The organism is Novosphingobium sp. (assembly GCF_036820275.1).
GTDB lineage: Bacteria > Pseudomonadota > Alphaproteobacteria > Sphingomonadales > Sphingomonadaceae > Novosphingobium.
Genome location: NZ_DAISLT010000013.1, coordinates 58,924 through 81,578, shown reverse-complemented (window position 1 = coordinate 81,578; position 22,655 = coordinate 58,924). Strand labels below are relative to the sequence as shown.

The 22,655-nt window shown below is 67.8% G+C and carries 18 protein-coding genes and 2 riboswitches; of the genes, 7 read left to right on the top strand and 11 right to left on the bottom strand.

Annotated features, from left to right (window positions below; translation table 11 throughout):
- Window positions 1–22 precede the first annotated feature (22 nt).
- The gene (locus V7066_RS12465; protein ID WP_334183362.1) at window positions 23–1,534 is read right to left on the bottom strand and encodes a replicative DNA helicase; all 1,512 of its coding nucleotides are present in this window, start codon (window positions 1,532–1,534) and stop codon (window positions 23–25) included.
- 225 nt (window positions 1,535–1,759) lie between these two features.
- On the opposite strand from V7066_RS12465, the gene ftsH reads away from it, so the two are divergent.
- Window positions 1,760–3,691, top strand: a complete 1,932-nt coding sequence (gene ftsH, locus V7066_RS12460; RefSeq protein ID WP_334183361.1) for an ATP-dependent zinc metalloprotease FtsH — start codon at window positions 1,760–1,762, stop codon at window positions 3,689–3,691.
- Window positions 3,692–4,035: 344 nt separating this feature from the next.
- Here the strand turns inward: ftsH and cobF are convergent, their stop codons facing one another.
- Genes cobF through cbiE form a run of 4 tightly spaced genes read right to left on the bottom strand, consistent with a single transcriptional unit; the run spans window position 4,036 to window position 7,181 of the window.
- Window positions 4,036–4,797 (bottom strand): precorrin-6A synthase (deacetylating), encoded by a 762-nt coding sequence (gene cobF / locus V7066_RS12455; protein ID WP_334183360.1) that lies wholly within the window; start codon window positions 4,795–4,797, stop codon window positions 4,036–4,038.
- Between the two features lie 10 nt (window positions 4,798–4,807).
- A complete protein-coding gene (gene cobM / locus V7066_RS12450; RefSeq protein ID WP_334183359.1) occupies window positions 4,808–5,599 on the bottom strand; it encodes a precorrin-4 C(11)-methyltransferase in 792 nt (263 codons plus the stop codon).
- Window positions 5,596–5,982: a cobalamin biosynthesis protein gene (locus V7066_RS12445; protein ID WP_334183358.1), complete on the bottom strand. Its 387-nt coding sequence runs from the start codon at window positions 5,980–5,982 to the stop codon at window positions 5,596–5,598. The genes cobM and V7066_RS12445 overlap by 4 nt, the downstream gene beginning before the upstream one ends.
- Window positions 5,964–7,181 (bottom strand): precorrin-6y C5,15-methyltransferase (decarboxylating) subunit CbiE, encoded by a 1,218-nt coding sequence (gene cbiE / locus V7066_RS12440; RefSeq protein WP_334183357.1) that lies wholly within the window; start codon window positions 7,179–7,181, stop codon window positions 5,964–5,966. Before cbiE ends, V7066_RS12445 begins: the two co-directional genes overlap by 19 nt.
- On the opposite strand from cbiE, the gene V7066_RS12435 reads away from it, so the two are divergent.
- On the top strand, window positions 7,180–7,941 hold the full coding sequence (locus V7066_RS12435; RefSeq protein ID WP_334183356.1) for a cobalt-precorrin-6A reductase: 762 nt from the start codon (window positions 7,180–7,182) through the stop codon (window positions 7,939–7,941). The genes cbiE and V7066_RS12435 overlap by 2 nt on opposite strands.
- Here V7066_RS12435 and cobJ read toward each other — a convergent pair.
- The 5 genes from cobJ to V7066_RS12410 all read right to left on the bottom strand — a co-directional run bounded on the left by cobJ (window position 7,905) and on the right by V7066_RS12410 (window position 12,988).
- The gene (gene cobJ, locus V7066_RS12430; RefSeq protein ID WP_334183355.1) at window positions 7,905–8,693 is read right to left on the bottom strand and encodes a precorrin-3B C(17)-methyltransferase; all 789 of its coding nucleotides are present in this window, start codon (window positions 8,691–8,693) and stop codon (window positions 7,905–7,907) included. The two genes, V7066_RS12435 and cobJ, sit on opposite strands and share 37 nt — an antisense overlap.
- Window positions 8,690–9,415 (bottom strand): precorrin-2 C(20)-methyltransferase, encoded by a 726-nt coding sequence (cobI, locus tag V7066_RS12425; RefSeq protein WP_334183354.1) that lies wholly within the window; start codon window positions 9,413–9,415, stop codon window positions 8,690–8,692. Before cobI ends, cobJ begins: the two co-directional genes overlap by 4 nt.
- A complete protein-coding gene (locus V7066_RS12420; protein ID WP_334183353.1) occupies window positions 9,412–10,041 on the bottom strand; it encodes a precorrin-8X methylmutase in 630 nt (209 codons plus the stop codon). Before V7066_RS12420 ends, cobI begins: the two co-directional genes overlap by 4 nt.
- Window positions 10,041–11,192, bottom strand: coding sequence for a cobalamin biosynthesis protein CobG (locus V7066_RS12415; protein WP_334183352.1), 1,152 nt, complete (start codon window positions 11,190–11,192; stop codon window positions 10,041–10,043). Before V7066_RS12415 ends, V7066_RS12420 begins: the two co-directional genes overlap by 1 nt.
- A gap of 179 nt (window positions 11,193–11,371) precedes the next feature.
- Window positions 11,372–11,602, bottom strand: a riboswitch (cobalamin riboswitch).
- Window positions 11,603–11,632: 30 nt separating this feature from the next.
- Entirely contained in the window at window positions 11,633–12,988 is a 1,356-nt protein-coding gene (locus tag V7066_RS12410; protein WP_334183351.1) for an MFS transporter, read from the bottom strand.
- Window positions 12,989–13,166: 178 nt separating this feature from the next.
- On the opposite strand from V7066_RS12410, the gene V7066_RS12405 reads away from it, so the two are divergent.
- The 4 genes from V7066_RS12405 (at window position 13,167) to V7066_RS12390 (ending at window position 19,055) form a co-directional block, all read left to right on the top strand.
- Entirely contained in the window at window positions 13,167–14,261 is a 1,095-nt protein-coding gene (locus V7066_RS12405) for a glycoside hydrolase family 43 protein (RefSeq protein ID WP_334183350.1), read from the top strand.
- Between the two features lie 43 nt (window positions 14,262–14,304).
- Window positions 14,305–14,964 carry a pentapeptide repeat-containing protein gene (locus V7066_RS12400; protein ID WP_334183349.1) on the top strand — a complete coding sequence of 220 codons (660 nt, stop codon included), beginning with the start codon at window positions 14,305–14,307 and terminating at the stop codon, window positions 14,962–14,964.
- 107 nt (window positions 14,965–15,071) lie between these two features.
- Window positions 15,072–15,312, top strand: a riboswitch (cobalamin riboswitch).
- A gap of 190 nt (window positions 15,313–15,502) precedes the next feature.
- Window positions 15,503–17,524, top strand: coding sequence for a TonB-dependent receptor plug domain-containing protein (locus tag V7066_RS12395; protein WP_334183348.1), 2,022 nt, complete (start codon window positions 15,503–15,505; stop codon window positions 17,522–17,524).
- Window positions 17,525–17,528: 4 nt separating this feature from the next.
- On the top strand, window positions 17,529–19,055 hold the full coding sequence (locus tag V7066_RS12390; RefSeq protein ID WP_334183347.1) for a PepSY domain-containing protein: 1,527 nt from the start codon (window positions 17,529–17,531) through the stop codon (window positions 19,053–19,055).
- A gap of 192 nt (window positions 19,056–19,247) precedes the next feature.
- Here V7066_RS12390 and V7066_RS12385 read toward each other — a convergent pair whose 3' ends face one another.
- On the bottom strand, window positions 19,248–20,225 hold the full coding sequence (locus V7066_RS12385; RefSeq protein WP_334183346.1) for a 3',5'-cyclic-nucleotide phosphodiesterase: 978 nt from the start codon (window positions 20,223–20,225) through the stop codon (window positions 19,248–19,250).
- A gap of 193 nt (window positions 20,226–20,418) precedes the next feature.
- On the opposite strand from V7066_RS12385, the gene V7066_RS12380 reads away from it, so the two are divergent.
- Window positions 20,419–22,647 carry a TonB-dependent receptor gene (locus V7066_RS12380; RefSeq protein WP_334183345.1) on the top strand — a complete coding sequence of 743 codons (2,229 nt, stop codon included), beginning with the start codon at window positions 20,419–20,421 and terminating at the stop codon, window positions 22,645–22,647.
- Window positions 22,648–22,655: the final 8 nt, after the last annotated feature.

The window sequence follows — 22,655 nt, the reverse complement described above, 5'->3', positions numbered from 1 at the left end:
GGCCTCCCTTTATGCGGGAAGATCAGTCGCTTTCGAAGGCCGCGCGCATGTCGTCGTCGGCGAGGTCGGAGAACTTGGTGATCCGCGCCTCGAAGCGCAGGCGCACCTTGCCGGTGGCGCCGTGGCGCTGCTTGGCGATGATCAGTTCGGACAGGCCGGTGACGCGCTCCATGTGCTCGCGCCACTCGTTCCACTTGGCGTGGACGTCAGGCGGATCGTTGTCGCCCGGTTCGCGCGGCTCGGCGCCCTTGGCATAGTAGTCCTCGCGGAACACGAACCAGACCATGTCGGCGTCCTGCTCGATCGAGCCCGATTCGCGAAGGTCGGAGAGCATCGGCCGCTTGTCCTCGCGCGATTCCACCGCACGCGAAAGCTGCGAGAGCGCGATCACCGGAACGTGGAGTTCCTTGGCGAGCGTCTTGAGGCCACGCGAAATTTCGGAAATTTCGTTCACGCGGTTGTCGTTGGCGCGGCCCGAACCCTGCAGAAGCTGCAGGTAGTCGATGATGACGAGGCCGATGTTGTGGCGGCGCTTGAGACGGCGCGCGCGGGCGCGCAGGCCGGCAATGGTGAGGCCCGGCGTATCGTCGATATAGAGCGGCAGTTCAGCCAGGCGCTGGCTGGCGAAGGACAGCTGCTGGAAGTCCTCGCGGCTGATCTTGCCCATGCGCAGGGCTTCGGAGCTGATGCCGGACTGCTCGGCCAGGATACGCGTGGCGAGCTGGTCGGCGCTCATTTCGAGGCTGAAGAAGGCGGTTGCGGCGCCGACCGACTTCTCTACCGGGATACCGTCGGCCAGATCGCGCTGGAGCCGGTCGGAGGCGTTGAAGGCGATATTGGTGACGAGCGAGGTCTTGCCCATGCCGGGACGACCGGCAAGAATGATAAGGTCGGAATCGTGCAGACCACCGATCTTGCCGTTGACCGAATTGAGGCCGGTGGTCTTGCCGGAGATGTGACCGCCCGAATTGAACGCCTTCTCGATCGCGCTGATCGCGGTGCGGGTCGCGCTGGCGAAGCTCTTGGCCTCGTTCGCGGTCGAAGCGCCTTCGGCCACTTTGTAGAGCGCCGCTTCCGCGCGTTCCACCTGCTCCATCGGTTCCACCGATTCGGAGGTGTCCATCGCCTCGGCCACGAGATTGCGGCCTACCGAGATCAGTTCGCGCAGCAGGGCGAGGTCGTAGATCTGGTCTGCGAGTTCGCGCGGGGCCAGCAGGCCCTGGCCGTCGGCGGTGAGGCGGGCCAGGTAGGCCACGCCGCCCAGCGCCTTCAGCGCTTCGTCCGATTCGAAATAGGGGCGCAGGGTAACGGGCGTCACCACCGCCTTGCGATCGAGCAGCTGAAGGATGCGCTCGTAGATGCGGGCGTGGACCGGCTCGTAGAAATGGGTCGGCGAAAGCTGCGTCTGCAGTTCCTCGATCACCCGGTTGTCGATCAGGACGGCGCCCAGGAATGCAGCTTCGGCCTCGACGTTGGCGGGCAGGCTGCGGGCTTCGGCCTCGGGTGCGAGGGCAATGGCGGCTTGTTGGGACATGAGGGGATACAACATGCCCCATCTCGCCCCCCGCCAGCAAGCGAACAGGGGAACGATATTAATCCACAGGCTGTTGATGCAGCAGCCCGGCAGGAACGGAAATCGGCGCGTTCACATTTTCGAACGGACACGAAAGGCCGAAACGATTACACTGACTGGCTATGCAAACTTGCGATTCAGGCGCCCCACCCTACATTGGCGGGCGAAAGGACGGTTTTTCCTAAGATGAACGACGACCAGCCCAACGGCAATCCCTGGGTCAAGAGCCTGCTCGTATGGGGCGGCATCTTCCTGGCACTCCTGATCGTGGTGTCGATGTTCAACACCCGCACGGAAGGCGGGCCGATGATCGCCTATTCCGATTTCCGCGCCAAAGTTGCCGAAGGCAGCGTCCAGAGCGTCGAAGTCGGGCAGGACAGCATCGACGTCAAGATGAAGAACGGCGATTCGTTCCGTACCGTCCCCGTGCCGAACGACACCACGCTGGCCCCGCTGCTCCAGCAGAGCGGCGTGCAGTATGCCGGCAAGACGCCCGAGGAAGGCAGCCTGCTGGTCTACATCCTCGCGCAGACCCTGCCCTTCCTGCTGATCGTCGGCATCGCCTTCTTCGCGCTGCGTCAGGTCCAGAAGGGCGGCGGCTCGGGCGCGATGGGCTTCGGCAAGTCCAAGGCCAAGATGCTGACCGAGCGTTCGGGCCGCGTCACCTTCGACGACGTCGCGGGCATCGACGAAGCGCGCGAGGAGCTGGAGGAAATCGTCGAGTTCCTGCGCGATCCCACCCGCTTCTCGAAGCTGGGCGGCCAGATCCCCAAGGGCGCGCTGCTGGTCGGCTCGCCCGGCACCGGCAAGACCCTGCTCGCCCGCGCCATCGCCGGTGAGGCAGGCGTGCCGTTCTTCACGATCTCTGGCTCGGACTTCGTCGAGATGTTCGTCGGCGTTGGTGCATCGCGCGTGCGCGACATGTTCGAACAGGCCAAGAAGAACGCCCCCTGCATCGTCTTCATCGACGAAATCGACGCGGTCGGCCGTCATCGCGGCCACGGCCTCGGCAATTCGAACGACGAGCGCGAGCAGACGCTGAACCAGCTGCTGGTCGAGATGGACGGCTTCGAAGCCAACGAAGGCATCATCATCATCGCGGCGACCAACCGCCCCGACGTGCTCGATCCCGCGCTGCTGCGTCCCGGCCGTTTCGACCGTCAGGTCGTGGTGCCGGTGCCCGATATCGAGGGCCGCGAGAAGATCCTCGCCGTGCACATGAAGAAGGTGCCCCTCGCACCCGACGTCAATGCCCGCGTGATCGCGCGCGGCACGCCGGGCTTCTCGGGTGCCGATCTCGCCAACCTCGTGAACGAGGCCGCCCTGCTCGCCGCGCGCCGCAACAAGCGCCTGGTGGCCATGCAGGAGTTCGAGGACGCCAAGGACAAGGTCATGATGGGCGCGGAACGCCGCTCCATGGTCATGACCGACGACGAGAAGAAGATGACCGCCTATCACGAGGCCGGCCATGCCATCGTCTCGGTGCACGAGGCGGCTTCGGACCCGATCCACAAGGCGACGATCATTCCGCGCGGCCGTGCGCTGGGCATGGTCATGCGCCTGCCGGAGCGCGACAGCTACTCGTACCACCGCGACAAGATGCTCGCGAACCTGTCGGTCGCGATGGGCGGCCGCGTGGCGGAAGAGTTGATCTTCGGCTACGACAAGGTGTCCTCGGGCGCCTCGGGCGACATCCAGTATGCCACCAGCCTGGCCCGCAACATGGTCACCAAGTGGGGCATGTCCGACAAGCTCGGCCCGATCCAGTACGAGGAAAGCCAGGAAGGCTATCTCGGCATGGGCGGCACGCAGCGCACCATGGGTTCGAGCGAGACCAACAAGCTGATCGACGCGGAAATCCGCATCCTGATCGACAATGCCCATGCCCGCGCCACGCAGCTGCTCAGCGATTACAACGAGCAGCTCGAAGCGCTGGCCCAGGCCCTGCTCGAATACGAGACGCTTTCCGGCGACGAGATCAACCAGCTCATCGAGACCGGCCATATCGACCGTCCCAGCGAACCGCGCGGCCCCGGCGCCCCGCGTCCGCTGACCGGCTCGTCGATCCCCAAGGCCGGACGCCGCTTTTCGGGCAGCGTCACGCCGCAGGGCGCCTGAGAGCTACAACAGTTCTCCTTCGGGAGAATGCAGGAAGGGGCGTAGGACTTCGCGGTCTTGCGCCCCTTTGGCGTTGAAAGTCCAATCCTCCTCGTCATTGCGAGCGCAGCGAAGCAATCCAGAGCAGCGTAAACCGCCCTTGAATTGCTTCGCTGCGCTCGCAATGACGAAGAAAGCATGAAACCGCCGGCAAATGCCTATCCCGCGCGGAAAGCAGACAAAAAGAAAGCCGACCACAAGGGCCGGCTTGGAAAAGTCTTGGGAGAGGATGCCTGAAAGGCCCGTTCCCTATGCAGTATGCTGCGGTGCAGCACAATTGCAAAACATGCAATTTCAGTTGCGTTTCACAATGCGTTAACCGTCCGGCGCAGCAAGTAGACATCCATGATCCAGCCGTTTTCGGCACGAAGCTCCGCCCGGCGCCGAACGATCTCTCCTGCGACCTCGCCCAGCGCCCCGGCGATGAGGCACTTCTGCTCCATGCCGAGATAGGCGCCCCACCAGATATGCGTGTCCTCCATCGGCAACGTGTCGAAGGCGCAGGCGGCATCGAGCATGACGACCAGCGTATCACTGCCCTCCGGCCACCCGTCCCGGCGCAGCCTGCGGCCGGTCGTGATCGTGACCGGGGCGCCGAGCGTGTTGAGGGTGATGCCATGGGCCGCTGTCAGCGCCTGGATGCTGGTGATCCCCGGCACGACCCGCACGTTCAGCGCGGTCCCAGCGGCCAGCAGCCGCTCGGCGATACGCAGGGAGCTGTCGTAGAGCGAGGGATCGCCCCAGACCAGCAGCGCCAGCCTGCCGCCCTGCGGCAGATGAGCCGCGATCTGGCTGGTCCAGACCCCGGCAATGGCCTGGTGCCAGTCGTCCACCGCATCCAGATAGGCCGCATCGCCGTCGCGTTCCGGCAAGTCGAATTCCACGATCCGCGTCGTGCCCGTCAGCACGGCGCCGCAGATCGTCCGCCGCAGATCGAGCAGGTCGGACTTGGCATCGCCCTTGCGCGGCAGGAGGATCAGGTCGGCTTCGTTCATAGCCCGGATCGCGGCGAGCGTCAGGTGCTCCGGATTGCCGGTGCCGATGCCGATCAGGTCGAGATCGATCATGTCGCCGTCCTCAACCCGGCTCTCCGGCGAACCGCGATTCCGCCGACTGCGGCCGGAAACGGCGATCGTAGTCCTGCGCATAGAGGCGACTGCGCGCTTCCGCGCCCGCATCCGGGTCCAGCCCCGGCCCGACCAGGATCAACGCGGTCCGCTCCATGCTGCCGTCGACGGCCGCTACGACCGTGGCAAGGGTCGCGCGGACGATCCGCTCGTCCGGCCAGCTTGCCCGCCAGATCACCGCGACCGGGCAATCCGGTCCGTACTGGGGTAGAAGCTCCGCGACGACGTTCGCGAGGTTATGGATCGAAAGGTGGATCGCCAGGGTGCTGCCGGTCGCGGCGAAGCGGGTCAGGCTCTCGCTTTCCGGCATGGCGCTGGCCCGCCCGGAGGTGCGGGTGAGCACCAGCGACTGGGCGATCGTCGGCACCGTCAGTTCCGCCTCCAGCGCAGCGGCGGCGGCAGCGAAGGCAGGGACCCCCGGCGTAACCGTGAAGGGGATGCCGAGTTCTCGCAGGCGGCGGATCTGCTCGCCCATGGCCGACCAGATCGAGAGATCGCCCGAATGGAGGCGGGCAATGTCGTGGCCCTCGCCGTGGGCCTCGGCGATGGCGGCGATGATCGCATCGAGGTCCATCGGCGCGGTGTTGAGGATGCGCGCACCCGGCGGACAATGGTCGAGCACGGCGGCAGGCACCAGCGAACCGGCATAGAGACAGACCGGACTGGCGGCGATCAGGTCTCGCCCGCGCAGGGTCAGGAGGTCGGGCGCGCCGGGACCGGCGCCGATGAAGTGAACGGTCATGTCGAAATCCTCTGGGCAATGGCGCAAGTCGCCATGCGGTCGGACGAAACGCGGCGGGCCGCAAGCAAGCGGGCGCCGGGACCTGCCGCCGCCAGCGCGGCGGCCTCGGCCACGCTGCCGGTGCGGCGCGCGGCGATGCTGGCGGGAGAGATCGTGGTGGTAGACACCCGTTCAAGCGCCTCGGGTGCGACGGCGATGACCGGCAGGCTCAATTCGGCTGCAAGCGATGCGAGAGGCGCCACTTTGTCAGCGGGAGCGGCCAGAGCCGTGACCCCGGCACTATCGCAATCGGCACAGGCCATCGCGAAAGCATCGCGCAGCGAGGACGGCGCCGCGCCTGTCCGGAAACCGAAGCCCGCCACGATCACAGCGTGACGCTCCACTGCACCACCGGATAATGGGCCTTCCAGCCGCGCCTGTTGCCGAGCGGTGCCGATTGCGCCAGTTCGATGCGCAGCAGGCTGCCGCCCATTTCGGACTGGCACTGCACCAGCAGCGCTTCCGATTCCAGCGTGACGGCATGGGCGACCAGCCGGGTTCCGGCCCGCAATTGCCGCAACCGCTCGACCAGCGGCAGCGACAGTCCGCCGCCGATAAACACCGCATCGGGCTGCGGCTGCCCGTCGAGGACTTCGGGCGCCGGTCCCTCGACGACCTCAAGATGGTCCACACCGAGCGCCGCGGCATTGGCGCGAGCGCGAAGGGCGCGCTGCGGGTCCCGCTCAAAGGCCAGAGCCTTCAGGTCCCGCCCCGATAGCAGCCATTCGATCGCGATCGAGCCGGAACCCGTGCCGATGTCCCACAAGGTCTCGCCGGGCCGCGGCGCGAGGGCGGACAGCGCCAGCGCCCGCACCGGGCGCTTGGTGATCTGGCCGTCATGGTCGAACCAGTCGTCGTCGATCCCCGAGGCGCAAGGCACTACGCGGCCCGCTCCGGCGCAAGTCAGCGCCACCGCCACCGGATGGGCGATATCCGTGAGGCCGAAGCCCGCCGCCGTCGCCTGCCGCACTCGTTCCCGCGGGCCGCCCAGCGCTTCCAGCACGACGAGCGCGGATTCCCCAAAGCCTTGCGCGCAGAGATAGTCCGCCAGCTCGTGAACCGCCGTGCCGTCCCGCAGCAGCACGAGCGCCCGCACGCCCGGCGCCAGATGGGGCCGCAGGCGCGCGAGCGGCGCGGCGTGGACCCCCATGCAGAGCGTCGCTTCCAGCGCCCAGCCCAGCCGCGCGGCGGCGAGCGCGAATGTCGAAGCCCCCGGATGCGCGGTCCATTCGCCGGGCGCGAGTTCCCGCGTCACCACCGTTCCCGCACCGAACCAGAAAGGATCGCCGGAGGCCAGCAGGACCACCCGCCGCCCCCGCAGCGCCAGGAGAGGCGCCACACCGTCGGCGAAGGGCACTGGCCATGGCCGGCATTCCGCACTAAGCCCCGACAACAGGTCGCCCAGCAGCGTGAGATGCCGCACGGCGCCGGTCACCACTTCGGCTTCCGCCAAGGCGGCTCGGGCCGCCTCGGACAGGCCGGAAATCCCGTCTTCGCCCAGGCCGACGATCGTGAGCCACGGCTTCTGGAGAACGTCAGACATGGAGCATATCCTGATCCTCGGCGGCACGGGCGAAGCCAGCGCGCTGGCCGCCGCCGTGGCGGAACGGGGCCTCACCGCCACGCTGAGCTATGCCGGACGCACGGCGAACCCGCGCGCCCAGCCGATCCCGGTCCGCGTCGGCGGCTTCGGAGGGGTTGCCGGGCTGGAGCGCTATGTCCGCGACCACCGCGTGACCCACTTGATCGACGCGACCCATCCTTTCGCCGCGACGATGAGCGCCCATGCGGTTGCCGCCGCGCAAGCCGCAGGCGTGCCGCTGCTCGCCCTGACCCGTCCGGCGTGGCAGCCCCTTCCCGGCGATCGCTGGCACGGCGTGCCGGACATCGCTGCTGCCGTAACCGCCCTCTCCGGCCCCGCGCGCCGCGTGATGCTTGCGCTCGGACGGATGCATGTGGAGACCTTTGCCGCCCAGCCGCAGCACCGCTATCTGCTGCGCTTCGTGGACAGTCCGGATGTCCCGCCCGCACTGCCGGACCACCGCCTCGTCGTCGATCGCGGGCCGTTCACGGTGGAGGGCGACATGCGGCTCATGCAGGAGCACGGCATCGACCTGATCGTCTGCAAGAATGCGGGCGGCACGGGGGCCGAGGCCAAGATCGTCGCGGCACGGCGGCTCGGCCTGCCGGTGCTGATGATCGACCGCCCCTTCATACCCGCCCGCGCGACCGTCCACGAGATCGGCGAAGTGATGGACTGGCTGGGTCATTCCGCCCATGAGCCCGCCCACCTCGGCGTGTAGAGCACGGGAGGCCGCGCGCTGCCGGGGCCGCGCTCGACCAGCCGCGTGGTGCTGGACCCGACGATCACCATCGTCCGCATGTCGGCCATCTCGGGGCGGGCCTCGGCCAGGGGGACGATCTCCAGCCGCTCCTCCGCCGTGCAGACGGCGCGGGCGAAGAGAATGAGCCGCTCCGGCCCGCAGGTCTCGCGCAGGATATCGAGTACGCGCGCGAAGCTGTCCGGACGCGCCTTCGAACGCGGGTTGTAGAAGGCCATCGCGAAATCGGCTTCCGCCGCGAGCCGCAGCCGCCGCTCGATCAGCGCCCAGGGCTTCAGGTTGTCCGAAAGGTTGATGGCGCAGAAATCGTGCCCGAGCGGCGCCCCTGCCCGCGCGCTCGCGGCGAGCATCGCGGTGATGCCGGGCAGGATGCGGATATCGAGGTCCCGCCAGGCGGGCGGCCCCTGCTCCCAGGCCTCGAACAAGGCCGAGGCCATCGCGAAGACCCCCGGATCGCCGGAGGACACGACGACCGCGCGCCGCCCTTCCGCCGCCAGCGACAGCGCATGGGCGGCCCGCTCCAGTTCGACGCGGTTGTCGCTGGCGTGGTGCACCAGCCCCTCGCGCGGGGCCACGCGGGCGACATAGGGCGCGTAACCCACCACATCGGTCGCCTCGGCCAAGAGGGCGGTGACTTCGGGCGTGACTTGCGCCTCGCTGCCCGGCCCGAGACCGACCACGGCCACCCAGCCGCCGTTCTCCGCCGCACTCATGGCCGCCGACCCTGGCCATGGATCAGCAGGATCGAGAAATAAGGCGTCACTTCGCTCGCTTCGCTTAGCGGCGTCACCCGCTGTTCGGCCATTGCCGCATGTTCCACCAGCCAGGCCTCGCTCTCGCGCCCGGCAAGCGCCACCGCGCGGCGCAGCTTGGCGAGATTGCGGCCGATCTTCATGACCACGAGCGCATCGGTATCGCGGATGCGGCGGGCGAGGTCTTCCTCCGGCAAAGTCGCGGTGAGGACGGTAAGCACGTCGTCGCCCCAGGTCATCGGCGTGCCGCAGGCGGTCCAGGCGCCCGACATGCCGGTGATCCCCGGCACCACGCCCACCGGCACCGATCCCGCCAGACGGCTGTAGAGGTGCATGAACGAACCGTAGAAGAACGGATCTCCCTCGCAGAGCACCACCACGTCCTCGCCCGCGCGGGCCAGCGCATCGAGATGGGCGGTACAGCGCGCGTAGAATTCGGCCAGACAGTCGTTGTAGCGCGGATCGGAAAGGGGAATTTCCGTGGTCACCGGATATTCCATCGCGAATTCGACCACGTCTTCCCGCAGCATGCCCTCGACGATCCGGCGCGCCTGTCCCGGCCTTCCGGCCTTGCGGAAATAGGCGACGTGGCGGGCGCCGCGCACCAGCCGGTCGGCCCGCACGCTGAGCAGGTCCTGCGCGCCCGGCCCCAGCCCGACGCCGTGAACGGTGCCGATAGTCATTCCGCACGGCTCCCGATGGCGTTGACCGCCGCCACGGTCACGGCGCTGCCGCCCAGACGTCCCTCGACCACGCAGCACGGCACCGGCTGCACCTCCCACAGGGCCGCCTTGGACTCCGCCGCGCCGACGAAGCCGACCGGGCAGCCGATGATCGCCGCCGGGCGCGGGCAGGCGGGGTCCTCCAGCATATTCAGCAGATGGAACAGCGCCGTCGGCGCATTGCCGATCGCGACCAGCGCGCCCTCCAGATGTGGCCGCCAGAGTTCCAGCGCCGCGGCGGAGCGGGTATTGCCCATGTCCCGCGCCAGATCCGGTACTTGCGGGTCCTGAAGCGTGCAGATCACGGCGTTTCCGGCGGGAAGGCGCGCGCGGGTGATCCCCTCGCCCACCATCCGCGCATCGCAGAGGATCGGCGCGCCGCGCTCCAGCGCCGCGACCGCCGCTTCGGCAAAGCCCGGCGAGAAGCGGATATGCGCGGCAAGGTCCACCATTCCCGCGGCATGGATCATGCGCACGGCGATCCGCTCTTCGACCGGCGCGAAGCGCGCGAGATCGGCTTCGGCCCGGATCGTCCTGAAGGACTCCCGGTAGATCGCCGCGCCGTCTTTCTCGTAGAGATATGCCATCAGTAAGCTCCGAAATGGGCGAGCAGGCGCTCCGGGGTCAGGCCGGAAAGGACCGGCGGATCGCCGGCACGCGCCTGGAAAGCAAGGTCGAACGCGCCGCTGCGTCCGGTAATAGTGACATCGGCCGGTGCTGCCCGCGCGCAGCCCTTCGCGCAGCCCGAGACGTGAAGTCGGCCGGAAACGTAAGGTGCCAGGCGACCGGCCAGCGCCCGGGTCTCGACGGTGGACTGCGGGCAAGCGGGCGCACCGGGGCAGGCATCGGCCGAGAGGCGGGGATCGCCGGGGTCGGTTAGGAACCCGTCCACCGCGTCCGCGCTGCCGCCCTCGGTCACGACGGCCCGCCACGGTGTCACCCGCAGGGCCTCGGCGCCCGTCACGGTCATCAATCGGGACAATGCCTGCACATCGGTGCGCCCGAATGGCAGGCCCCGGACGGTCCCTTCCGACGAACCGGCTCCGGGCGATAACGGCAGGCGCGGCGTCGCCGGGCGCAGGGAACCTTCCGCCCAGTCCGGCAGCGGGCCTTCGTAGCGCCGGGCGCGACCGGCGGCGACAGCGCCGCTCCCGGCGTACCAGCGCGCCAGTTCCAAGATGCGATCCACGGCCTCATCCAGAGCGACGGCAAGGCCCGTCGCCCGGCCGTCCAGACGCAGCAGCACGGCCCCGTCCGAAGCCCGCTCCAGCCGGAAATCGGCGGAAACCCCGGTCAGGATGGGGGCCGCACCGAGGTCTATCGCAAAGCCGATCTTGCCGGGCAGGTCGGGCAGCTCATCCAGCCGCGCCATGAGTTCGTCCACCAGCCGCGCGGTATCGTCACCCTCGGTCCAATCCGGCGCGACGAGCACATTGCGCCGCCGTTCGCTATCAGGGCTGCGATCGACCAGCCCCCGCTCCACCAGCAGTGCCAGCGCCTCCGCCATATCCGCCTCGCGAAGGCCCCGGATCTGGAGGTTGGCGCGGTTGGTGAGGTCGATCGCGCCGTTGCCGAACCGGCCCGCAAGATCGCACAGCAGTTCGACATCGGCGCGCAGGAGGCGTGCGCGGCGCGGCTTCACGCGCAGGATCAGCCCGTCGCCCGCCAGCATCGGACACCAGGCATCGGGGCACCAGCCGCGCACGGCGAAAGGGGCAGGCCTCGGGAAAGCGGGCACCACGGCATCCTGCCACGCGACGGCGACGAAGACCGGGGCTTGCCGGCCAAGGGCCGGTCCGCGCGCAGCGACGGGCCAGCGCGGCTAGCGCCCGTCCTGAACGCCGGTGCAGCCCCAGCCGCACGGCTTCGTCGCTCACGCGGAGTACCGAGCCTTGGTCGATCCCTGGACCATGGCAAGAGCGACCGATACGCCGGCAGGTCTCCTGGCTCACGGGTCAAAGCGCGATGCGCGACCTTCCCGGTGTTCGCGCGCCTTGGCGCGGGGTCCAGTGGTCGGCCTGCCGAAGCGGGCCATGGCATCTTGCTCGCCGCTTACAGTTGCAGGGACAGCCCCGGATTCAGGAGAAACCTCCCTCACCGCGTTCCCTATTAAGCCTCGATCGAGGCACCGGCGCGATCTTCCCGCAAACCGCCCGGAGGGCGGCCCGCAAGAACGGTTCAGCTAGCCGCTGCCGCAGCCCTCCGCAAGGGGGATCGGGCACCGGCCACCAGCAACAGCCCGCAGAGCCCGGAGACGACCGAAGGCACGACATAGGCCAGCCGCACGGCAAGACCGGCGGCGGCATCGGGCTGCTCGCCTGCATGGAAGCCAGCCGCGCCGATCAACCACAGGCCGAGTCCCCCGCCCAGCCCCAGCGCAAGCTTGAGCGTCACGCTGCTCAGCGCATAATAGCTGCCGGAAGGCCTAGATCCCTGCGCCGTCCCGGTTTTGGCGTTGGCTCCACGTTCGGCGACATCGGCCACCATGGCCCGCAGCAGCATGTAGTCGATGCCGAAAGTCAGCCCGCGCAGGGCCAGGAACAGGCCGAAAAGCCCGGCATTGCCCGCAGGAACCGTCAAGGCCAGCGGCATGACCAGCGCCTGCCAGCCGAAACCCATGGCAAGGACCTTGCGCCGCCCGATCCGGTCCGCCACTTTCGCCCAGACCGGCAGCAGGAACAGGGTCATGACCGGCTGGATCAGCATGAACAGGGCCGCCTGCCCCTTCAGTCCGAGAACCGGCCCGGTCAGGAACAGGAAAGTGCCCGCCGTCGAGGCATCGGCAGTCCCGCACAGCAGATAGAGGACCAGTATCCGCCGCAAGTCCGGATCGCGCAGCATGTCCCGCACCAGCGCGACGGGGGAGCCGCCCGCCCCCGTCATGCCGGGCTGGGAAGGCTCGCGGAACATCGCCACCACGGCCCATACCGTCACCGGCGCCGCCACGGCGATAAGTACTCCCAGCGTCGTCGCCAGCGCGCGGATATCGAAGCCGAACCGCCCCTCCAGCAGCCCGATCAGCGCGAGCATGCCGATCGAGCCGGCAACGCCGAACCAGACTTTCGCGCCCATGATCCGGGTACGCTCGCTCTCGTCGTCCGAGAGTTCGAGGCCCCAGCCGCCGTGCGGCGTGACGATGAAGGAATAGCCCATGTGCAGCAGCAGGCTGGCGCCGATCACCCGGCCCATCCCCACCCCCGGCGGCGACAGAAACAGCAAGAGCGCGCCTGCCGGAACCAGCACGGCACCCACGACCATCCACGGCGCGCGGCGGCCGAAGCGGGTGGGAACCGTGTCGCTGACCCAGCCGAGCACCATGTCGGCCAGCGCATCGAGCACCCGCACGCCAAGCATGAGCGCCCCCACGAGCGCCAGCGTCATCCCCACCGTCTGGGTCAGGAAAGCCGGCAGGTAGGACCGCCACGCCAGTTCGACGGCCTGGAACAGCAGCACGGGGAGCGAAAACACCGCCAGACCGGAAAGGCCGAGATTTCCGGACCGGCGCCGGACACGCGAAGATTCGCTGAGGTTCACACAGGCGCGCGTAAAGCGCCGCTATGACAGGCAGGTGACTATTACGCAGTTCATGCGCGGCTCAGGATCGGCGCCAGAATCCCATTTAAAGGAATTGCGTTTCACTTTCCTGGCCTCCGGGCTAGGCTTGCTCTCATGGCGGCCGCAAAAGCCACCGACAGGGAGGAAGGAAGGCGCGTTGCCCAACCCATTTCGAAAGCATCGGCTTCATGCGGCTCTCGCCCTGAGTCTGGCCATCTCCGCCACGACATCCGGCGCGGCGGCACCGGAAAAGCGGCAAGAAGACGCACCGCTGGCGATGCCGGCCATGCCGCTCCATGACCCCTGGATCGTTGCCGACGGGAAAAGCCGGACCTACTATCTCTTCACCGGCAACGACAAGGCCATGACCGGCGATGCCCGGCCCGGAACGATGGTCTACACCAGCCGCGATCTCCGGCACTGGACGAAGCCGCGCCTGGTCTTCGCCATTCCTCCCGGCATCTGGGCCGATGCCGGGGCCTGGGCGCCCGAGGTTCATCGCTGGAAGGGCAAGTGGTATCTCTTCACCACGCTCCACAACGAGGCCCTGCCCCTTCCCGGACAAGCCGCCGGAGAAAGCCGCCGTCCCCAATATCGCCGCGGCACCGTCCTTGCCGTGTCGGACCGGCTGGACGGTCCCTACCGGCTGCTGGATGAGGGTGCGCCGATCGTCCCGCCCGCCGCGATGACCCTGGACGGCACGCTCCATGTCGAGCCGGACGGCAAGCCCTGGCTGGTCTACGCCCACGAATGGCTGCAAACGACCGACGGCACGATGGAAGCCATGCCGCTGACCGACGCGCTTGCCCCGGCAGGCCCGGCACGTAGCCTGTTCCGTGCCAGCGACGCCCCCTGGGTGGCAGGGCAGAAGCAGCCGGAAGGCGACATCGCCTATGTCACCGACGGCCCGCAGCTCTACCGCACCCGTACCGGCAAGCTGCTGATGCTGTGGTCCAGCTACGACGCGAAAGGGTATGTGGAGGGCCTCGCCCGCTCGGCCTCCGGCCGGATCGAAGGACCCTGGGAACAGCTCGGCACCCTCGTCGAGCGCGACAGCGGCCACGGTATGCTGTTCCGCGCTTTCGACGGCCGCCTGATGATGATCGTCCACCGCCCCTTCCGCAACGCGCGCGGGAAACTCTACGAGATGCGCGACGAGGGCGACCGCCTGACCGTCGTGCGCGAGGCTTCGGAACTCGATGGGGAACCGGATCCGACCCATGACTGCGTGCCGGAGGGCAAGTGCCGCTGAACCTCCGCCTTGCGGTCTGCGCCGCCTGCGGCATAAGGCGCGCATGATCGAAGCGACCGTCACCCGCGAAGCCCTGCTGGAACCCTCCGACGGCCCCCGCACCCTCACCGACTGCACGCTCGACGAAGGCGATTTTTCCGGCCTCGATCTCGGCGATACGACATTCGAGCGCTGCACCATGCGCCGCGCGCGGTTCGACGGCGCCAATCTCACCGGCGCACGGTTCCTGCGCTGCCGGGGGCCGGAAGCGAGCTTTATCCAGGCCGATCTCAGCGATGCGGTGATGACCGGGTGCGACTTCAGCAACGGCCTGCTGCGCCGCGCCCGGCTGACTTCCGCGCGGTTCGAAGGCACCAAGCTGACGGGCGCGGACCTGACCGACGCAGGCGTGATGGGGGCGACATTCGCCGAAGTCCTGTTCGCCTTCGCCAAGCTGCCCGGCCTGTCGCTGCGCAAGGCGAAGCTGGTGCGGATAGACTTCTCCGAGGCGGACTTGCGCAAGTCCGACTTCCGCGGCGCCCGGTTCGAGGATTGCTCGCTGCGCAATGCCACGCTGGAAGGCTGCCGTTTCGAACAGGCCGACCTGCGCGGCGCGGACCTCGGCGGCATCGAACTGCGCGACGCCCGCCTGTTCCGGGGCGCGGTGATTTCCCGTCTTCAGGCCGCCGAGCTGCTTTCCCAACTCGGCCTCGAAGTGCGCTGATCGGCAAGAAAACATCGCCGGGACAGCGCCCTTGCCATCCTGCCGACTTGCACCCCATTCCGCCCGGCGCTAACGAACCGCGTCCGCCGCACGCATCCGCATGCGGCAGGCAATGATCGCGCCGGTGTTCCGAAAGGAACTTAAAAGGGAACGCGGTGAGAGGGCTTGCCCTCGAATCCGGGGCTGTCCCTGCAACTGTAAGCGGTGAGCGCGATGCACATCACGCGGCGGGCCAGATGCCCATGCCGCAGCCACTGGGCCGGACGCTAAATCCTGCGGGGCCTGGGAAGGCCGTGCATCAAGCGATGACCCGCGAGCCAGGAGACCTGCCGGCGTCCGGTCGCTCTTGCTTTGGTCCAGGGGATGGCCGGGGCACGGTGATTTCTCCGTCTGAGCGACGAACCCGCGGCAGGGGCCGCACGGTGCGCCGAACGGTCGTCCCAGTCACGGGCGCCCGGTCGCTCGGTGCGCCGGTCGTTCGTTCGCGAGCGGCAGTCCCCTGCCTAGAGCTCGCCCGGCGCCCGACAGGGAAATGAAAATGACAAACGCAACCGTTTCGCGTGCGGCGCTGGCCGCGGCGCTGGCGCTCGCCTGCACCGCGCAGGCCCATACGGCACAGGCCCATGCCGAGGAGGCCGATGAGGCCGCCTCGATCCTGGTCACCGGCCGGAGCCTGGAGGAGACCCTTCCGCAGGAACTCTCCCGCTACGGCAACGACGTGGCCACCGTCAGCGAGAAGCAGATCAAGGACAGCGGCGCGGTGGACGTGACCAAGGCGCTGGAGCAGGTGCCCGGTCTCTACGTGCGCGGCCGCAACGGGCCGTTCACTTATGTCGACGTCTCGCTTCAGGGCTCGCGCACGCAGGACGTGCTCTGGACGATGGACGGCATCCGCCTCAACAACCGCCTCTACGGCGGCACTTCGCCCAACGACACCCTGCCCGCCAGCATGATCGAGCGGATCGAAGTGCTGCGCGGCGGCGAGAGCCTGTTCTACGGCACCCAGGCTTCGGCAGGGGTCATCAACGTGGTGACACGCAGCTTCACCGACGATCTCGGCGGCCAGGTCAATGCCTCGGTGGACACCTGGGGCGGCACCACGCTGGACGGCTATCTGCGCGGCGCGATCGGCAAGCACCGGTTCGTGGCCTATGCCTCGCACAACCGTTCCGAAGGCTACCTGCCCTTCAGCGCCTACCAGCCCAGCCTGACCGACCGCCATCTCGGCTACGACCTCTGGTCGGCGGGTCTCAAGTACCAGGTCGAGATCGCCCCAGACCTCGCGCTCAACGCCCAGTACCAGCATACCCAGGCGAAGCTCGACAACCTTTCGCCCACCCGCATCCGCGAGAGCCGCAACGACCGCAACGAGGAGATCGCCAGCCTGCGGCTCGACTATACCGGCAGCGACACCGTGCAGTTCTTCCTCAAGGGCTATTTCCACGACTGGAAGACCGCCTATGTCCAGATCCGCAATTCGCTGCCCGACCATGATCCCCAGGTGATCTACCCGGCGGGCACGTTCTGGGGCTACCGCGACTGGGGCGGCAGCGCGGTGGCGAAGCTGCATTTGCACCCCGGCCTCGAATACCTGCTGGGCTACGACTTCCAGAACTTCAGCGGGCGGGACGACGTGCTGCTGATCGCCCCTACCAGCGAACAGGTCCACGCCGGGATCTTCCAGGTCCGCACCACTGACGAAATCTCGTCGAAGGGCCGCTTGGCCGCCGGTTTGCGCTACAACCGCACGGACAGCGCGAAGAAAACGATCTGGAACGTCTCGGGCCGCTACGATTTCGCCGATGCCCTCTATGTGGAAGCGAACGGCGGCACCTCGTTCGTCCTGCCCGACGCCTCGCAGCTCTACGGCAACGACCCCTGCTGCGAAATCGGCAACCCCAATCTCAGAGCCGAGCAGAGCCTCAACCTGAACCTTTCGGGCGGCGGCGTAGTGCCGATGGGTGCTGCGCAGCTGCGCTGGAAGGCGACCTACTTCAACCGCCGCATCAGCGACATGATCGATACGACCTACGACGATCCGGCCTTCCCGAACGGCACGTATGCGAACCTCGACGGCAAGGTCCGCTCGCAGGGCGCGGAACTGGAACTGGGCGCCGGGCTTCCCGGCGGCTGGAACGTCTCCGCCAGCTATACTTACGCCCGCGTGCGCGAAAAGGGCACATCGACGCAGCTCAACCGCAACCCGAAGCAATATGCCAAGGCCAACCTTTCCTATGCCCCGGAAGACCGGCCCTTCGGCGCGAGCCTCAACCTGAACTGGATCGGCGACGTCTGGTCGACCGCTTCAGGCTTCGGCCGCAGCAACTACGGCAACTATGCGCTCGTCGACTTCGGCGCCTATCTCTACCTCGACGGCGCGGCGCGGCGGAACCGCTTCGGCGTCAATGTCGAGAACCTGTTCGACAAGGAATATGCGACACGTGGTTATGCCTCCGCCGTGACCGACCAAGGCGCGATGGACGGCAGCAACAGCCGGTTCCTCTACTTCAACCGGGGCGTGCCGCGCACGCTGCGGATGAGCTACGGGTTGAGCTTCTGACGCCATGACCACGCTCCAGCCTCGGGCGAGACGCCCTCGTGGCCTGCTGCCGCGTCCGATCCTTGTCTTCCATCGCTGGCTCGGCGTCTTCGTCGGCCTGCTGATGACGATCTGGTGCCTTTCGGGCTTCGTGATGATCTACGTGGACTATCCGAGGCTGGAGCCTGCCGCACAGTTGCAGGGGCTCGCGCCCCTGCAACTGCCGTCGGTCGAAGCCTTGAACGCGGTAACCTTGCCGCCCGACCTGCCGATTTCCTCGGCCCGGATCGAAATGATGGCGGGCAGGCCGGTCCTGCGCGTGGCTCCAGCCAGGACCCCCGACCGCCCGATCCCGCAGATGCGCACGATCCCCGACGCCGTCGACCTTGCGACCGGGCAGCCGCTCGCCCCGCCCGGCCCGGCCGAGATCCGCCGGATCGCGGCCGACTTCGCCCAGGGCCACGCCGTCGCGGGCGCACCTGCCGTCCCGGTCGAGACCGGCATCGACCAGTGGACCGTCCAGACCTACCGGCGCAACGCCCCGCTCTACCGAGTCGATTACGACGATGCGGCGGGAACCGAGATCTACATTTCGGGCAAGTCCGGCGAAGTCGTGCAGAAGACCACGCGCTTCCAGCGCTTCTGGAACTGGCTGGGCGCGGTGCCGCACTGGCTCTACCCGACGATCCTGCGACAGGACGGCGCCTTGTGGAACGAGGTCGTCGTCTGGACCTCGCTCGCGGGATGCTTCCTCACGGCAACCGGCATCTGGGCGGGCCTCGCCCGTCTGCGCCGGAAGCGCGACGGCAAAGTGGGATCACCCTACCGCGGCCTCTGGTGGTGGCACCACGTCTTCGGCCTGTTCTTCGGCCTGCTGACCCTGACCTGGGTGGCCAGCGGGCTGTTCTCGATGAACCCCTGGGGTTTCCTCGATTCCGAAGCCGGTTTTGCAGAACGCGAAAGGCTTGCAGGACCGATGCGCTGGAACGAGGTGCGGCAGGCCCTGTCGGCCCTGAACCGCCTCCCCGCCGATACCCTGCGCATCGAGACCGCGCCGCTCGGCGGCCGGACTTTCCTGCTCGCCGCGGATGCCCAGGGCGGATCGCAGCGCTTCGATGTCGCCGGACGGCCCGCGCCGCTGTCCGGGCAGGACCTGCGCACCGCGCTCTCGGGCCAGCCGTCGCTCGCGGCGCTGGACCTGATGGAGCAGGAGGACGCCTACTATTACAGCCACCGGTCCCCCGCCCCGCTCCCAGTCTGGCGGGCGACGCTGGCGGATGCGGAAACCACACGGCTCTACATCGATCCCGTGAGCGGACGCCTGCTGCGCGCCTTCGACCGCAACGGTCGCGGTTTCCGCTGGTTGCAGGACGGGTTGCACAGCCTGGATTTACCGGTTCTGCGCAAGCGGCCCTGGTGGGACCTGCTCGTGCTGCCGTTGCTGGCGGCGGTCACGCTCGTCTGTGCAACGGGAACCTGGATGGCCTGGAACAAGGCCCGCCGCGATGTGAGCAGACTGTGGAGAAAGCTATCGCGGCGCCTGCGCCGTTAACGGCGGGAAAGGAGGCAAGGAAAAAGGACCGCCCGGGGGGCCGAGACGGTCCTTTCCTCGAGGACGGCACCGCTCATTTGGGGCGAAGCGGGGCCGCGAGGCGCCCTTAGCCTCCGTACAAATTTGCACAATAGGGGCATTCGACGACTTGATACTGGCGCGCGGCGAAGCGTAATCGCTCCCCGACAAACGTCAGAAATGCAGGCCCACGCCTTGCTCGGCGATGACGTAGCGCACCGGCGGCCCATCCCCCTCGGCAAGCTGCCGGGCGATCGTCGCCACGACCGGTCCGGCCCCGTCGACCGAAGGCTTGATGTGGCCGATGACCACCGGCAGCCCCTTCAGCCGCGCCTTCCCGCCCGCCAGCACGGCAAGGCGGTTCAGTTCCCGGTGCAGCCAGCTTGGCGTGAGATGCCCGAACAGTTCGCTGTCCTTGCGGGGGTCGGGGTAGGACGTCTCGATCACGATCGCCCGCAGATGCCCGGCACGGACCAGCGGCGCGACGGCCTGCCAGAGCGTCTCCAGCCGGGTGGAATGCTCCACCGCATCCGGGCCGGTATCGCCCATGCAGAGCATCGCCTCATCCCCGGAACGGATCAGGAAGGCCGTCGAGAGCGCCCCTCCGTGCGAGAGCGGATAGGCCGTGACGGTCAGCCCCGTCTCCGCAACCGGAGCCGCGACGCCGCCCGCCTCCAGGTCCTGGTATCGATAGCGGCTCAACAGCGGCGGCTTGCCCCGGTCCCCCATGTTGGGCCAGGCGCTCCAGTTGAAGTAGTCCGCCGCCAGCGCGGCATTCACCTCCGGAAGGGCCAGGATCGGCTTGGCGCTGTCGTCCGGCGAGACCATCACCAGACCGGCGACGTGGTCCAGATGCGGATGGGTTATCAGGTAGGCGCCGATCCGGCGATGCAACACGTCGCTGGCGCGCGTACCGGCGGGAAAGCCGCCCTTGGCGATCGCCGCCCGAATGCCCGGAACCAGGGTGCCGGCATCGCAGGCAAGCCCCTGTTCCTGACCCTGACGGGCGATGAACCAGGCCGAGGTCGATCCTTCGACGACTCCGCCCTCGACACCAAGCGGCACCACGTCGAAAGCCACCGGATCGGCTGCCGCCGAAAGCGGCATCGCAAAGGCCAGACCGGCCATCCCGATGGCCCCCACCTGTCGCATAAATGTCATCATCTCAGTAAACATTGGGCGGGATTACGATTTCCTGTGGATCGATAAAAGCCGTTTATCGGAAATGTCACAATCGGTGACTAAGGGCCGCCCCATTCGGATCAGATGCCGGTGCCCAGCCGACTTCAACCGCCAGCGGGTGAAGCGGGATTTCTTGCACCGGTTTCGCACAGGGGTTGTGAAAATGAAGATGAAGACCTGTCTGCTGGCCAGCGTGCCGGCGCTTCTCGCCGGCGCCACGCCTGCTTTGGCCCAGAACGCTGCACCGGAAGCCGGCGACGCCGCCGCCGACATCGTCGTCACCGCCCAGCGCCGCCCCGAAAACATCCGCGACGTGCCGATCGCCGTCTCGGTCCTCAGCGGAGACAAGATCGCCGCCATCGCCGAAGGCGGCGCCGACATTCTCTCGCTGGCGGGCCGCACCCCCAGCCTCTATGTCGAAAGCTCGAACGGCCGCTATGCCCCGCGCCTCTACATCCGCGGCCTCGGCAACGTCGATTTCGACTTCAACGCCTCGCAGCCGGTCTCGGTCGTGCTCGACGACGTGGTGCTGGAGAACGTCTACCTCAAGGGCTTCCCGATCTTCGACCTCGACAGCGTGGAAGTGCTGAAGGGTCCGCAGGGCACCCTGTTCGGCCGCAACACCCCCGCCGGCGTCGTCAAGATGGACACCCGCCGCCCCGGCGACCATGCCGAAGGCCAGGCGCAGTTCACGGTCGGCGAACTCGGCACGATCCGCGGCGAAGTGGGCGTGACCATTCCCGCCACCGATACGCTTTCGTTCCGCTTCGCGGGCCTCGTCAACCACCGCGAGGACTGGGTGAACAACGCCTATGACGCCTCGTTCACCAAGCCCGGCAAGGACCTTGGCGGCTTCGACGACATCGCCGGCCGCATCCACGCGCTGTGGAAGCCGGACGACCGCCTCTCGGTCCTGCTGACCCTCCAGGCCCGCTCCTATCGCGGCACCGGCACGCTCAACCGCGCCAACGTGCTGACCAAGGGCTCGAACAAGCTCAACGACCGCTACGACCGCGACACCGTCTATTACGACGGCGGCCGCAACAACCCGCAGGCGCAGGATACCACGTCCGAAGCGCTGCACGTCGACTACGACCTCGGCGGCGCGACGCTGACCGCGATCGTCTCGGCCTATCAGGGCAGCAGCTCGGGCCGCGGCGACATCGACGGCGGCGTCGTCGGCACCACGGCGGGCAGCGGCTTCATTCCGTTCAATTCGGAAACCGGCACGCTTTCCAGCGACCTCGACCAGCAGACCTACGAAGTGCGCCTCGCCAGCAACGGCGACACCCGCTTCGGCTGGCAGGTCGGTGCGTTCTACTGGCGCGAGAAGTTCGAACTGATCTCGGCCACCTGGAACGGCACCGGCGGCATCGATCCCACGGTGATTTCCGAACTGCGCCAGAAGAGCGACAGCTGGTCGGTCTTCGGCCAGGTTCACTACGACCTCACCGATCGTCTGCGCCTGACCGGCGGCGCCCGCTGGACCCGCGACCAGCGCGACCTCGACGCCGCCCGCACCAAGGGCACGCCCTTCGCGGATTCGCGCCATGTGGGCGACAAGCAGCCGAGCTGGGACGTCAGCGCGCTCTACCGCGTCAGCCCGCAGGTCAGCCTGTTCGGCCGCATCGCCCACGGCTATCGCGGTCCCTCGATCCAAGGCCGCGTCGCAACGTCGAACATCCTGACGACGGCGAATTCGGAAACGATCACCTCCTATGAAGCGGGCATCAAGGCGGCGACCCCGGACAACCGCTTCCGCGTCGACCTGACCGGCTACATCTACGACCTGAAGGACCCGCAGTTCACCGCCATCGGCGGCCTGGGCAACTTCAACCAGCTGATCAACGCGAAGGCCGGCAAGGGTCGCGGCGTCGAATTCGAAGCCACTGCCATCCCGGTACGCGGCCTCCAGTTCAACGGCGGCGTGTCCTACAACTACACCAAGATCGACGATCCGGGCCTCCAGGTCGCCTACTGCTCCGCCAACGCGAACTGCACGGTGCGCGATCCGGTGGCCGGCAACGGCGTTCGCCTCGCCTCGATCAACGGCAACCCGTTCCCGCAAGCCCCGCGCTGGCTGTTCAACTTCAACGCCTCGTACACCTACGAGCTGGCGAGCGGCAGCAAGCTCTACGCCCAGACCGACTGGGTCGCGCAGAAGGACTTCAACCTGTTCCTTTACGATGCGACCGAATTCCACGTCGGCACCAACTTCGAAGGCGGTGCCCGCATCGGCTGGCGTTCGCCTTCCGACGCGGTGGACGTCTTCGTGTTCGGCCGCAACATCACCAACGAATCGAACGTGATCGGCGCGATCGACTTCAACAACCTCACGGCCTTCGTGAACGATCCCCGCGTGCTGGGCGCGGGCGTCAACTTCCGCTTCTGATCCCATCG